The sequence below is a fragment of the Pseudomonas sp. MPC6 genome (assembly GCF_006094435.1).
Classification (GTDB): domain Bacteria; phylum Pseudomonadota; class Gammaproteobacteria; order Pseudomonadales; family Pseudomonadaceae; genus Aquipseudomonas.
The window spans coordinates 3,051,542-3,064,280 of record NZ_CP034783.1; the positions used below are offsets into that span (position 1 = coordinate 3,051,542).

The 12,739-nt window shown below is 57.5% G+C and carries 10 protein-coding genes and 4 pseudogenes; 6 read left to right on the forward strand and 8 right to left on the reverse strand.

Annotated elements, in window-relative coordinates; genetic code table 11:
- Positions 1 to 83 precede the first annotated feature (83 nt).
- Positions 84 to 231 (forward strand): annotated as a pseudogene (locus ELQ88_RS16260) (C4-dicarboxylate ABC transporter); the annotation flags it as partial.
- Here ELQ88_RS16260 and ELQ88_RS16265 read toward each other — a convergent pair.
- The 3 genes from ELQ88_RS16265 to ELQ88_RS16275 all read right to left on the reverse strand — a co-directional run bounded on the left by ELQ88_RS16265 (position 226) and on the right by ELQ88_RS16275 (position 3,671).
- Positions 226 to 612, reverse strand: coding sequence for a DUF1850 domain-containing protein (locus ELQ88_RS16265; protein WP_138966295.1), 387 nt, complete (start codon positions 610 to 612; stop codon positions 226 to 228). The pseudogene ELQ88_RS16260 and the gene ELQ88_RS16265 overlap by 6 nt on opposite strands.
- On the reverse strand, positions 609 to 2,636 hold the full coding sequence (locus ELQ88_RS16270; RefSeq protein ID WP_138966297.1) for a TRAP transporter permease: 2,028 nt from the start codon (positions 2,634 to 2,636) through the stop codon (positions 609 to 611). Before ELQ88_RS16270 ends, ELQ88_RS16265 begins: the two co-directional genes overlap by 4 nt.
- Positions 2,637 to 2,717: 81 nt before the next feature.
- Positions 2,718 to 3,671: a TAXI family TRAP transporter solute-binding subunit gene (locus ELQ88_RS16275; RefSeq protein ID WP_138966299.1), complete on the reverse strand. Its 954-nt coding sequence runs from the start codon at positions 3,669 to 3,671 to the stop codon at positions 2,718 to 2,720.
- A 238-nt stretch (positions 3,672 to 3,909) separates the two neighbouring features.
- Between ELQ88_RS16275 and ELQ88_RS16280 the strand changes: the two genes are divergently transcribed.
- On the forward strand, positions 3,910 to 5,229 hold the full coding sequence (locus tag ELQ88_RS16280) for a chloride channel protein (RefSeq protein ID WP_138966301.1): 1,320 nt from the start codon (positions 3,910 to 3,912) through the stop codon (positions 5,227 to 5,229).
- Between the two features lies 1 nt (position 5,230).
- Here the strand turns inward: ELQ88_RS16280 and ELQ88_RS16285 are convergent, their stop codons facing one another.
- Positions 5,231 to 6,508 carry a DUF2254 domain-containing protein gene (locus ELQ88_RS16285; RefSeq protein ID WP_138966303.1) on the reverse strand — a complete coding sequence of 426 codons (1,278 nt, stop codon included), beginning with the start codon at positions 6,506 to 6,508 and terminating at the stop codon, positions 5,231 to 5,233.
- A 315-nt stretch (positions 6,509 to 6,823) separates the two neighbouring features.
- Between ELQ88_RS16285 and ELQ88_RS16290 the strand changes: the two are divergent.
- From ELQ88_RS16290 to ELQ88_RS16300, 3 genes and pseudogenes are all read left to right on the forward strand, one after another.
- Positions 6,824 to 7,117, forward strand: a pseudogene (locus tag ELQ88_RS16290) (potassium transporter TrkG); the annotation flags it as partial.
- A gap of 165 nt (positions 7,118 to 7,282) precedes the next feature.
- Positions 7,283 to 7,522, forward strand: coding sequence for a hypothetical protein (locus ELQ88_RS16295; RefSeq protein WP_138966305.1), 240 nt, complete (start codon positions 7,283 to 7,285; stop codon positions 7,520 to 7,522).
- Positions 7,523 to 7,680: 158 nt separating this feature from the next.
- Positions 7,681 to 7,779, forward strand: a pseudogene (locus ELQ88_RS16300) (transposase domain-containing protein); the annotation flags it as partial.
- A gap of 84 nt (positions 7,780 to 7,863) precedes the next feature.
- Here the strand turns inward: ELQ88_RS16300 and dctM are convergent.
- The 4 genes and pseudogenes from dctM to ELQ88_RS16320 all read right to left on the reverse strand — a co-directional run.
- Positions 7,864 to 9,147, reverse strand: coding sequence for a C4-dicarboxylate TRAP transporter large permease protein DctM (gene dctM, locus ELQ88_RS16305; RefSeq protein WP_138966307.1), 1,284 nt, complete (start codon positions 9,145 to 9,147; stop codon positions 7,864 to 7,866).
- The gene (locus tag ELQ88_RS16310; RefSeq protein WP_138966308.1) at positions 9,144 to 9,776 is read right to left on the reverse strand and encodes a TRAP transporter small permease; all 633 of its coding nucleotides are present in this window, start codon (positions 9,774 to 9,776) and stop codon (positions 9,144 to 9,146) included. Before ELQ88_RS16310 ends, dctM begins: the two co-directional genes overlap by 4 nt.
- A 70-nt stretch (positions 9,777 to 9,846) precedes the next feature.
- Positions 9,847 to 10,854 (reverse strand): TRAP transporter substrate-binding protein, encoded by a 1,008-nt coding sequence (locus ELQ88_RS16315; protein ID WP_138966310.1) that lies wholly within the window; start codon positions 10,852 to 10,854, stop codon positions 9,847 to 9,849.
- A gap of 184 nt (positions 10,855 to 11,038) precedes the next feature.
- Positions 11,039 to 11,116: pseudogene (locus ELQ88_RS16320) on the reverse strand (DUF190 domain-containing protein); the annotation flags it as partial.
- Between the two features lie 159 nt (positions 11,117 to 11,275).
- Here ELQ88_RS16320 and ELQ88_RS16325 point away from each other — a divergent pair.
- Complete coding sequence (locus tag ELQ88_RS16325) at positions 11,276 to 12,661, forward strand: nodulation protein NfeD (RefSeq protein WP_138966312.1); 1,386 nt, start codon at positions 11,276 to 11,278, stop codon at positions 12,659 to 12,661.
- The last annotated feature ends 78 nt before the right edge of the window (positions 12,662 to 12,739 follow it).

The following is a 12,739-nucleotide window of genomic DNA, read 5'->3' on the forward strand; positions in this document are numbered from 1 at the left end:
TCTCGCCTGAGATGACCGCAGTATTTCTCGAGGCAAAGAAATACTGTGGTTCAGTAACCCGCGTCAGTGAACAAGATTCCCCGGCTGATCGTGGGGAGCTCGCTCTGGCGCTTGGGGACTCTTCTGTGGCTGACGCAAAAAACGGCGTGGAAGATGCCGGGTTCAAGGCCCCCGCTGACAAAGTTGCGAGCAATTGCAGGAGCCTATCCGAACTACATTCAAATTTCAGCCTGCATCGCATGCCCACATCTGCAGGGAGGGCTGATTATAGGTCGGTGCTCCGACCCACTGGCTCACCGAGGAGCACTGGCCACTGAAGCACAACTGGTAATCGCCAGCCTCCGGTGTTCGCCCCAGGTTCAGTGGCTGTAGAGGCGGCAGCAGACGTCGGTAGTGCCAACTGCCATTCTCCAGTCGAGCGTCTGGCGGAATCTCCATCCCCGCGCCGTTGCCACGTACACGAGCTTCTTCCAGTACCAGGCCCTGTTCGGTGACGCGGTAGTCCTCCTCCCAGCGAATCTTTTCAATGGTGTGATTCCACGCCAGCGTGAAGTGCGAAATCGACAGTTGAGCCCACACGGCGCCGGTGAGACCCAGACATAATCCGATCATGCGGTGGCGATCCCCGCCTTACGGGAGCGCCAGACGTGTTGGAGTATCACCAACGCCCCAAGGGCGAAGCCCAACTCATCGGTCAGTGGCAACGCCACCACCAGCAAGGCGCCTGCGCCAACACTCAATAAACGCTCCCATACGGGCATCCTCCGTTGCAGGTAACCGGTGGAAGCCATCCCCCAGAGCCCGACCGCTAACGCTGTCTTGATCAGCATGTAGGCGGTCATCCACAAATTGTCGCCTTGCAGCATGAGCGCCGGGTTGTAGACCGCCATAAACGGGATGACGAACCCCGCCAGTGCAATTCGCACCGCCCACAGGCTGATCTTGAATCCGCTCTCCTTGGCGATCGGTGCCGCAGCAAAGCAGGCGAGGGCGACCGGTGGCGTCAGGTCGGCGAGGATGCCGAAATAGAACACGAACATATGCGACACGATCAGCGGCACCCCCAACTCCAAGAGGGCAGGGGCTGCGATCGAACTGGTGATGATGTAATTGGGAATGGTCGGGATGCCCATGCCCAGAACCAGGCAGGTGATCATCGTCAGTATCAGCGACAGCAACAGGTTGTCTCGGCCAATGGCCAGTATGTAACCGGCAAAGGTGGAGGCGACGCCGGTCAGTGATACCACGCCGATGATGATGCCTACCAGAGCACAGGCGATCCCTACCGGTACCGCATGGCGTGCGCCTTCGACCAGCGCATGCAGGCAGATGGTCAGTGTTTCTCGACCGCCCTTGATGAACCCGCAGACCACCACCAGTACTGCGATGACCGCAAATATCACGGCGATCCCCAGCTGGAAAAAACCGGTGCACAGGATGCCTAGCGCTACCCAAAAAGCGCAGCGCAGGCCAAAATTTTGCACCCGAAGAATGATCGCCGAACCGAGAATCACGATGGCCGTCAGTGCCAGTCCGACCATGCCCGAGAATAGGGGCGTGCGCCCGGAAAACAGCAGGTAGACCAAAACCAGCAGTGGAATCAGCAGGTACCAGTTCTCTTTTACTGCGCCCAAAGCGCTGGGGCATTGATCCTTGGGAAGTCCTTTGAGATTCGAACGCTTGGCTTCCAGATGAACCATCCAGAACACCGAACCGAAGTAAAGGATGGCAGGAATCAACGCCGCCTTGGCAATCTCCACGAACGGCACGTTGATGGTTTCGGCCATGATGAAAGCGACTGCGCCCATCACTGGCGGCATCAACTGACTGCCCATGCTGGAGGTCGCTTCCACCCCTCCGGCAAACGCAGCCCGGTAGCCAAAGCGTTTCATCAACGGAATAGTGAATTGCCCCGTGGTCACGACGTTAGCAATCCCCGAGCCGGTGATGGTCCCCATCAGCGCCGACGAGGCGACCGCGACTTTGGCTGGCCCGCCCAACTTGTGACCGAACAGGCCCATGGCGAAGTCGGTGAACAGCTTGATCATTCCGGCTTGTTCGAGGAACGCGCCGAACAGGATAAACAGAAAGATGTAGGTGGCCGACACGTAGGTCGGTGTGCCGTACAGCCCCTCGGTGCCAAATGACAACTGGTTGATGATCTGGTCGAAGCCATAACCGCGGTGTGCCAGCTCGCCCGGTAGATACTCGCCGAACAGGCCATAAGCCAGGAACAGGCCGCAGATGATTGGCAGCGCAATGCCCATTACCCGACGTGCAGCTTCGAACACCAGGGCAACCAGCAGGATACCTATTACCATATCGGTGGACGTCAGATCCCCCGAGCGCTGGATCAAGTCTGCCTCGAACACCCACTGATACATCGCTGTGGCAATGGCTGCGAGGCTGAGCAGCCAACCCAGCGGCTGCCAAGGGCGATCCTTGCCGTAAGCGGGGTAACTTAAAAATACCACCCACAGCAGGAAGCCCACGTGTACGGCACGCAGTACCTGACTTGAGAACGGTGCAAACGCCGCAGTGACGATCTGAAAAATCGAGAACAGTAACGCGACGTAAAACAAGGTTTTTGGCCAGTCTCGCGGATTCGCGGAGATGCCCTGATGCTCTTCACTCATTAGCTGCCTGCCTCATGACTGCATTGAAAAAGGGGCGAACAGTCGGCGCAGCGACAACCCTGACCGCTGCGCCTGACGCCGTTACAGCGCGCCTTTTTCCTTGTAGTAGCGCTCGGCGCCTGGATGCAGCGCAATCGGCAGGTTCCTCGCCGCGTTCTCCAGCTTGATGTCCTTGGCCGCCGAATGAGAGTTGCCCAAACGCGTCAGGTTTTCGAACAGCAGTTTGGTCATCTGATAAGCCACTTCATCTGGCACATCGGCACGGGTAACCAGGATGTTGGTGATTGCGACCGTTGGCACTGCGTCAGGTTGGCCGTCATAGGTATTGGCCGGAATCATTGCGCTCTGATAGGCGGGATTGCCGATTTTTGCGACCACATCAGTCGGCACGGAGACATAGTTCAATGGCATGACCGAGGACAGGTCGCGAATGGCCGCCATGCCCAGGCCGGAAGACTGCAGCGTGGCATCCAGTTGTCGGTTCTTGATCAACTCGACCGATTCGGCGAAGGGCAGGTATTGCACTTTACCCATGTCTTCGTAAGTCAAACCCGCGGCTTTGAAAATCGCCCGTGCGTTGAGTTCAGTGCCTGATTTTGGTGCGCCGACCGAGATGGTCTTGCCTTTGAGGTCGGCCAGGGTCTTGATCCCCGACTCCTTGCTGGCGACGATTTGAATGTAGTTGGGGTAAGCACCGGCAACCGCGCGCAACTTGGTCAGCGGTGCATTGAAGCCTGCGTCGGCGACACCATTCTTCGCATCGGCCACGGAGTCACCCAGCGCCAGCGCCAATTCACCTCGACCGGCCTGGAGCAGGGTTAAATTCTCGACCGATGCTTTGGTGGCCTGGACCGAGGTCTTGACGCCTGGAATACCATCGCTGTAAATCTGCGACAGACCGACCCCAATCGGGTAATAAACCCCGCTGGTACCCCCTGTCAGGATGTTGATGAACACCGGCGCGGCCTGAGTTGCGGTTGTGACTGCCAAGGTTGCAGCGGCGGCCAGCAGGGTAAAGCGGCTTTTTACTCGCATGGGAAACTCTCCGTCTTGTTATGGCTGTATGCAGAGTGACTCCACTGTAGTTGAAAGAGGCGCAAAGGTGGCGAGTTGCTAGTCAATCTTTGCGCTGCAATACCTTGTCAAGCTGACTAGCACGGGGACGCGGGGGGATTGTTTTGTAATCATTTGGCCGGTGTCGGTTGGAGGTCATCATTTATCCGGTTAGTCTTGCCCTCACCACAGTGTTGAACTTCAACTGGAATCCACTCGGGTGATCAAACCGCTTTTATTGATACGCCGTCGTTTTGCCTCGATCCGTTGGCGCACACGAGTCACGCTTTGGGTCGCCGCTACCCTCGCGGGGCTGCTCGTCGTGATGTTCGCTCGACTGGCCGACCTGGCACTGACGCAATTTGCCCTACAGACGGCCGAACGGCCTTGGCTGCCCTTTGTATACACACCTCTGGTTGGCATGCTGGTGGTGTGGCTGACTACTCGTTTTTTTGTGGGTTCACAGGGCAGTGGCATCCCCCAGGTGATCGCCGCCACCCGGCTGGCGCACCAAGGTAAGCCGGTCGATAAACTGGTGTCGTTACGTATCGCTTTCGCCAAGATCGGCCTGGGTACCCTGGCACTCACCGGTGGTTTTTCAGCAGGACGCGAAGGCCCTTCGGTTCAGGTCGCCGCGTCGATCATGCATTTTTTTCATCGCTATTTGCCCAATGCCCGAATCATCCGCAGCGAAGACTTGATCCTCGCTGGCGGTGCTGCGGGCATCGCCGCCGCGTTCAACACGCCCCTGGCCGGTGTGGCCTTTGCGGTGGAGGAGTTGGGGCGCAAGCTGGAAACCCGAACCAGCGGGGTCTTGCTCAGCACAATTATCCTGTCGGGGATGGTCGCGATTGCCTTGCAGGGCAACTACAACTATTTCGGTCACTTCGACGTTCAAGACATCCAACTCGATATCGTTGTCCCGGTGCTGGCGATCGGTATTGGATGCGGTCTTCTGGGAGGGTTGTTCAGCCGGATGCTGCTGTGGCCGCAGCGGCATCATCGATTTGTCGTCTGGGAATGGCGTCGTGTGCATCCAGTCTGGTTCGCCGGCATATGTGGAATGATCGTGGCGATACTCGGTTGGCTCAGTGGCGGGATGTCGTTCGGCAGTGGTTACGGGGTCACCTCCCAGATCATCACTTCCGATATCGGCCCGCCATGGCATGCGCCAATTACGCGTTTTCTCGCGACGGTGGTGACCTACTTTTCCGGTATCCCCGGCGGTATTTTTGCTCCCTCCCTGGCGGTAGGGGCGGCTATTGGAGCCAACGTCGCGGAACTCTTCGGACTGGCTGTACAGCCGATGATTGCTCTGTGCATGGTCGGTTTTCTGTCTGCGGTCACGCAGTCGCCGATCACGTCCGCGATCATCGTGATGGAAATGATCGACAGTCATGGCATGGTCATCAGCCTCTTGGCCGTGGCACTGATTGCCAAAGCGGTCAGCGCCAGAATGGGTCCTGAGTTATATCAACAGTTGGCTCGTGGCTTTCTGCAATCGGCAGACAGTGGCGCATCTCCACGAAAACCAGGTTGATCTAACGCATCAGTTGTCGAGCCGCTGCACTGAGTGTTTGTTTGTCTTCCTCCAATGTCAGCGACAGGTCTGAGCGTTTGAGTAGGAGGTCTGCGTGCCTGACACAGGCGTCCTTGAACATCTGCGGGTTTATCTGCGCCAGGCTGACCAGCGCCTTCATCATGCGCAGGTCTACTTCGAGCAAGCTCGCGCCATCTCTGGCAATCGGTGCAAAAAAGTCTTCGAACAGGTCATCCACAGTCAGGCCGCGGAGGTAAACCTGCTCGCAGTCTTCATCGATATTCCCAGCGTGGTCTTGCGGTTTACCCCAACAGGTGAGGCTTCTGACCCCCCGGCCAATGACATCAATGGCAGTTCCTGGGTCGTTGACTGCTGGCGACAAGGCGCGTGAGGCAATCTCTGAAAGTACCGACAGCCCGAATCGGGGATCGTGTTCAAACGTTCGGCGTACGCCAATGGTCAACGCGGCGAGGATTTTTCGGGTGCTGGAGTTCAACTCGTCTACGCGCTCCTTGTTCAAGCTCACGGTTCGGGCGAGCGGCATGCCCAGATGGACAAAGCTTCCAGGAAGGACGTCCAGAAAAATCTGCATCTCGCCTGCTTTGGCGATGGCGGCTAACGCGTTTACATCGATGTGTTGGACGTACCCGGTTTGGTGACTGGTAATTGATTGAGCGCTGGCTGGAATCATCCACTCGGCAGGGTAGGCGGCACCGCCCAGATGAGGCCATTGGACCCTGTTGTTAATGGCGTCGATCGTGGCCTGTTCGACACGATCAATGGTTTCACCGACCCGTCCGAGTTTGGACAGGTGATCGATCCAGCGCAGAAGCGTGTAAACAATCAGAATCACCACGGCAATGGTCACCGCAAATAGTAGAACCCTTCCTTGCTTGCCGTAGACCCCGGTACTCAGTGCAATAATTCCCACCAGGCTAAACAGAAATGAGCCAATAAAGGTCGCGAGGGCATTTTGTGTTGTGGTGTCTTCCATCACCAGCGTGGTGGCACGGGGCGTCACGCCACTGCTGGCTGCACCGTAGGCGGTCACCATCGTGCTTAACGAAAACGTGGTCACTGCAAGCATGCTTGAGGCAATGATGCCCAAGATCTTGTCGACAGCGTCGGCACCGATACGGGCGGGCAATGATTCGGGAATGTAGTCCTTGAAGACAACGGCGAGCAACGCTGTTGTCACGCCTAGCAGCGAAAACAGTGTGGCTCTGAACCACAGCCGTTTGGTCAGTTGATGTAACAGCCAGCGCCAACGAGCGATCATTTTTTATACCTTGTGATAGTGACGCGAACGGTTAGAAGACTCCAAGTCTGGGTCAATAACGGAGGGGCTGCTCACCCTTGATGGAGTGTTTCTGGTGGACGAAGGTTCATTCAGCCGTTTGGCCTGGTCATTTGCATCTCACTTATGCTTAACGAACTCGACCGCGAGTTGGAACGGCGGGGTCATCGCTTCGTGCGTTATGCCGATGAAGCGAACATTTATGTGCGCAGCCAGCGGGCTGGCGAACGAGTGATGGTCAGTGTTGAGCGTTTCCTGAGTCAGCGTTTGAAACTGGTGGTGAATCGGGTGCGGGAGCGACCGGATACTGCCCAGCTTCGTCCGAGGGATATGTACCTGCTAACGACTGGCAGTTGGGTGGTGGTGTGTACCTTTGCGGCGTTGCCTATGGTGTTCATCAGCCACATCAGTTACACGGACGCTTTTTTTGAAACGATGTCTGGCATTACAACCACGGGCTCAACTGTCTTGAGTGGTTTGGATACCGCTTCACCTGGATTGTTGATCTGGCGCTCGATGCTGCACTGGCTGGGTGGTATCGGCTTCATCGGCATGGCTGTGGCGATCCTTCCACTGCTGCGAGTGGGTGGCGATCTTGCGCTCGCTTTTGACCTTCTCGTTTTTCTTCACTATCACTATTGCCGCTATCGCCTTGGGTCTGGCTCTCATTGGGCTTGATTGGACAACAGCGTTGAGCGGTGCCGCTACTGCGGTGTGTAACGTAGGGCCAGGGCTTGGCACGATCATTGGGCCGGCATGTTGCGCATTCATCTGCTGCGCGTGGCGGGTAGGAGGGAATCGGCCGGCCGAAGTGTTCTACATCATCGGCCGCGTCGAAACGAACAGGAAGAACAACACGGCAACGGCGTTGAAGGTGGTCAAGACGGCTGCCGCCAACATGAACTCGGCATTGCCGACATGCTCGCAGTCGCCGTTATTATTGTGTTTAGCAACTTTGCGCTGTATCAGGCTCGGACTTTTGTGACGAAGCTGTAGTTGCATGCATGTTAAATAATGGACAGATCTCTATCAATCGGGATGGCATGAAATACTCGCTCAAAAGGCTAGAAATTGTGCCCGCTTAAATTTGAGCGCGCACCATGTCTTGGCTTTTCAGGGCTGGGTAGATAACTTGGTCGGACGCATACTGGCAAGATTTGTATGCCTATCTCAAAGATGTGCTGACGCGGCTGCCGACGCAGCTTGCGAGTGAGATCGACCAGCTATTGCCGCATCAATGGGTGCTTGCCTGAGTCATGCAAGGTGACTCAGGCAGACGTTTACCAACACAGTTCTGTTTAGTACGGACCGCAATCAAGTACCGAGAAGGGCAGGCATCAACTCATGCCCAGCCAGTTTGGCAAAGCCAGGGAAATCCAAGGCACGTAGGTAATCAGAATCAGGAACAGGAGCAGAATCATTAGCCAGGGCATGGCGGCTCTGATGGTTGCCGGCAGTGACATACCCGTCACAGCAGAGGTCACGAACAGGTTCAGACCCACGGGTGGCGTGATCAAGCCGATCTCCAGATTCACCACCATAATGATGCCCAGGTGAATCGGATCGATACCCAGCTTCATGGCGATGGGGAAGAGGATCGGTGCCAGGATCAGGATGATGGCCGAGGGTTCCATAAAGGCCCCTGCAATCAACAGCACAATGTTCACCACCAGCAGGAACGTCACCGGTGTCAGCCCCGCTTCAATCACCCACGCGGTGATCTGTTGCGGTAGCTGCTCGGTCGTCAGCACATGGGCGAAGAGCATGGCGTTGGCAATGATGAACATCAGCATGATGCTCAGCTTGGCCGAGTCGAGCAGGACTTTTGGCGTATCGCGAAACGTCAGGTCTTTGTAGACGAACAAGGCGATGAAGGCTGAGTACACGGCCGCCACCGCCGCAGCTTCTGTGGGGGTGAACATCCCGGAGTAGATGCCTCCCAGGATGATGAGCATCAGCAGTAGGCCCCAGATCGCCTTGCGTGCCGTGCCAAGCCACTCACGGAACGTCGCGCGTGGCATGGCGGGCAGCTTTTTCTTCACGGCGACGATGTAGATCGCCACCATCAACGCCAGCCCCAGCAGCAGGCCCGGTAACACGCCCGCCATAAACAATTTTCCGACAGACGTTTCGGTTGCGGCGGCGTAGACCACCATGACGATCGAGGGGGGGATCAGGATGCCCAAGGTCCCCGCGTTACAGACGATCCCCGCACCGAAGGCCTGCGGATAACCGGAGCGGACCATGCCGGCAATGGCAATCGAGCCCACCGCGGCGACAGTGGCCGGGCTCGATCCGGAAAGGGCAGCGAACAACATGCACGCCAACACGGCAGCGATGGCCAGACCACCCCGGATATGGCCGACGCAGGCATTGGCAAAGTCAATCAGCCGCCGAGCGACGCCTCCGGTGGTCATGAAGGCCCCCGCGAGCAGAAAGAACGGGATGGCCAGCAGCGTGTAGTGCTCCGACGTCTCGAACAGTTTGATCGCCAGAGAGCGCACGGAGTCGGGACTGAAGAAAACGATGGTCAGTGAGCCCGCCAACCCCAGGGAGATGGCAATGGGAACGCCGATCAACATCAGCACGAACAGCGATGCAAACAGGAAGGCAATGGTCATGACTTGTCATCCTCGTGTTCGGTCAGTTTCATCGCATCGGCGGCTTCATCGGCCAGGCCCAGACCGGTCTGCCTGTTTTGCAGGATGCGTACGAGGATTTCGGCGAAACGGATGAAGACCAGAGCGAACCCTACGGGGACAATCAACCCGATGTGCCATTGCATGATTCCGTACTGGCCCAGGTCTTCGGCACCTATGCGCGCATTCATCAGGGTCTGGATCCACCCGAAACTGGCGATGCTGAGGAGTCCGGCATAAGTCAGGCAGAAAAGACAGGCAATGATGCCAATAAGCCGTTGCACCGGTTTGCTGGCCAGCCTGACCAGCGCATCAACGCCGATATGGCCGGCCGTGCGCACGCCGTACGACAGCCCGAAAAAAATCAGCCAGCCAAACAAGGCCTTGGTCAGTGAGGTACTCCAGGTCATCGCCTGGGCCATTCCCATGACCCCGTCGCCGATGGCGAACAGCGATTCGCTGGCGCCTTCCCAGCTTTCGGCGAGGCGGTAGAACAGGGTGTAGAGATTGTTGAGGACAACGTAGACGAATGTTACCAACGTCATGGCGGCCAGCAGGAAGACGATGAAGCCTTCCTCGAAGTGTTCCCAGATGCGCCGAAGAGCATTCATGGATGGCATCTCCTGTAGCGGGCGACAGGCAGGTGCTGCCAGGAGGGCGGCAACACCTGCCGACGACCGATCATTGGGCCTGGTTGGCAGCTTCAGCGGCAGTGATCAGCTCGGCGCCGATATCGCCTTCGAATTTTTTCCACACCGGTTTCATCGCGACACGCCATTGTTCGCGTTGCTCAGGCGTCAGGATAATGATCTCGGTGGTTTTGGCCGCGATGATGCTCTGCTTGGCATCCTGGTTCAGTTTCTCGGCCTCTTTGTTCACATGGGCGGTGACTTCGACGAGGATCTTGTCCAGTTCGCCACGAATCTCTGGCGACAGACCGTTCCAGAACTTGGTGTTGGTGATCAGCATGTAATCCAGTACACCGTGGTTGGATTCGGTGATGTATTTCTGCACTTCATGCATTTTCTGGCTGTAGATGTTCGAGTAAGGATTTTCCGCACCGTTGACGACCCCAGTCTGCAAGCCTTGATACACCTCGGCGAAGCTCATCTTGCGCGGATTGGCCCGTACGACCTTGAATTGCTCCTCGAGCACTGCGGAAGCCTGCACCCGAAACTTCAGGCCACGGGCATCACCCGGCACTCGCAGTGCCTTGTTCGCGGACAGTTGTTTCATCCCGTTGTGCCAATAGGCCAGGCCTGTGATGTTTTTGTCTTCCATGGACTTGAGCAGTCCCTGGCCCTGCGGGCTCAGCTGGAAGCGGTCAACAGCGGCGATGTCATCAAACAGGAAAGGCAGGTCGAACAGTTGAACGGTCTTGGTGTAGTGCTCGAACTTGGCCAGGGACGGTGCAATCATCTGGACGTCCCCGAGCAGTAACGCCTCCATCTCTTTGCCATCGCCAAACAACGAGGAGTTGGGGTAGACCTCGACTTTGACCTTGCCGGGCAAGCGTTCTTCCACCAGTTTCTTGAACAACAGGGCGCCCTGGCCTTTGGGCGTCTGCTCTGCAACGACGTGGGAGAATTTTATAATTACCGGATCGGCAGCCATGGCCGTGCTCATGGTGCCAAGGCCAAGGCCAAGGGCAAGGGCGCAGGCGACTGCCTTCCACATGGGTTTGAACATTGGGGGGATTCCTCTTGTTTTAGTTTTTCGTACAGTTCCATGCTCTGAAAAGCATGTGCACGTCGGACAAGAGCAAGTCTAGGCAGAAAACTGCCATTTGGAGGGTGATAACTGGATGTTGTTGGAAATCTTGTTGGTAATAGTACTCGTCCGGCAACACCCTCTTACAATGTTAATTGAATGCTGTGGAGAGGGTCGCGCCACGCAGGCCCTTTTCTTTGGCTGAATCAACGAGCCAGTCGCCGAGCATCTTTCCCTCCATTTGCCCTCCGAGAGGCGCAGTACGGTGGTGCGAGATCTTGGCGAACAGTTTCGGCACTTGCCCCGTATCAACCGCCGCGTCCGCATCGCCTGCATGGCTGGCTAAACTACGCTTTAAGTGAAGGTTGCAGGCTGCCGAACCTGCAACCGGGAGGGTCCCATGAACAGCCGCTGGTGGTGCCGCCTGCTCCTGCTGATGATACTGGTCGGGTTGCCGATGGGGTCGGTGATGGCTGCAGGCAGCATTGTGGTCCTGACGATCAACGATGCCATTGGCCCGGCCAATGCCGACTACGTCCTGCGCGGCCTGACGCGTGCGCAGGCCGAGGGCGCACAGTTGGTGATCATCAAGCTCGACACCCCCGGCGGGCTGGACACTTCGATGCGCTTGATCATCAAGGCGATTCTGGCCAGCCCTCTGCCAGTGGCCAGTTACGTCGCCCCCAGTGGCGCGCGAGCGGCCAGCGCCGGTACCTATATCCTATATGCCAGCCATATTGCCGCCATGACCCCTGGCACCAATCTGGGCGCGGCTACGCCGGTGCAGATCGGCGGTCTGCCCGGGACCGCGCCCGATCCACCGCGCCCATCAGCCGCACCTGCCACCGACAAAAACTCACCGTCCGAGCCGCTGGATACCCTGACTCGCAAACAGATCAACGATGCGGCGGCTTATATCCGCGGCCTTGCGCAACTACGCGGACGTAATGTCGACTGGGCTGAACAAGCGGTACGTGAATCGCTCAGTCTGTCAGCCGACGAAGCGCTCAAACGCAAGGTGGTCGATTATGTGGCCAATGATGTGCCAGACCTGCTCAAGCAACTGGACGGCAAGAGCCTGAATGTCGCCGGTCAAACGTTGAAGCTGAGTACCGCCGGGGCTGCACTCATCGATCATGCGCCTGATTGGCGCACACAACTGCTGGCGGTGATCACCAACCCCAGCGTGGCATTGTTGCTGATCATGTTCGGGGTCTATGGGTTGATATTCGAATTCATGAACCCAGGGACGGGAGTCGGTGGAGTGCTTGGCGGTATCTGTCTGTTGCTGGGGTTGTATGCCCTGCAACTGTTGCCTGTGAATTACGCCGGGGTCGGACTGATTCTGCTGGGGCTCGCCTTCATGATTGCCGAGGCGTTTCTACCAAGTTTCGGTGTGATCGGCTTTGGTGGGGTGGTTGCTTTTGTAGTCGGCGCAGTGATTTTGATGGACACCGATGTACCGGGTTTTGGCATTCCGTTGGCGCTGATCATCGGCATGGCACTGATCAGCGCCCTGTTGCTGATGACTCTGGTCGGCATGGCGTTCAAGGCCCGAAGCCGTGCCCTGGTCAGCGGCGATGCGGGCCTGGTCGGCAGCCTGGCCACGGTGACGGGGCTGCTGCCGGGTCTGCCGATGAGCGGCTGGGTGCACCTGCAGGGCGAAAAATGGCAAGTTCAGAGCCGCTCCCCCCTGCACCTGGGCCAACAGGTCCGGGTGGTGGCGCGCAGGGGGGTGATGCTGGAAGTCATTGCGCCGGATGAAACGCCACCGCGAGGAGGTTGATCCGTGTTCGTCGAATTGGGTTTTGGCGCGCACTTTCCCCCTCAAGGGGGGCGAGCAATCTCGAATGGGGGACCCTTA

Coding starts and splice junctions, on each gene's coding strand:
- ELQ88_RS16265 (WP_138966295.1), bottom strand. CDS start 612: ATGATCGGATTATGTCTGGGTCTCACCGGCGCCGTGTGGGCTCAACTG.
- ELQ88_RS16270 (WP_138966297.1), bottom strand. CDS start 2,636: ATGAGTGAAGAGCATCAGGGCATCTCCGCGAATCCGCGAGACTGGCCA.
- ELQ88_RS16275 (WP_138966299.1), bottom strand. CDS start 3,671: ATGCGAGTAAAAAGCCGCTTTACCCTGCTGGCCGCCGCTGCAACCTTG.
- ELQ88_RS16285 (WP_138966303.1), bottom strand. CDS start 6,508: ATGATCGCTCGTTGGCGCTGGCTGTTACATCAACTGACCAAACGGCTG.
- ELQ88_RS16295 (WP_138966305.1), top strand. CDS start 7,283: ATGTTGCGCATTCATCTGCTGCGCGTGGCGGGTAGGAGGGAATCGGCC.
- dctM (WP_138966307.1), bottom strand. CDS start 9,147: ATGACCATTGCCTTCCTGTTTGCATCGCTGTTCGTGCTGATGTTGATC.
- ELQ88_RS16310 (WP_138966308.1), bottom strand. CDS start 9,776: ATGAATGCTCTTCGGCGCATCTGGGAACACTTCGAGGAAGGCTTCATC.
- ELQ88_RS16315 (WP_138966310.1), bottom strand. CDS start 10,854: ATGTTCAAACCCATGTGGAAGGCAGTCGCCTGCGCCCTTGCCCTTGGC.
- ELQ88_RS16325 (WP_138966312.1), top strand. CDS start 11,276: ATGAACAGCCGCTGGTGGTGCCGCCTGCTCCTGCTGATGATACTGGTC.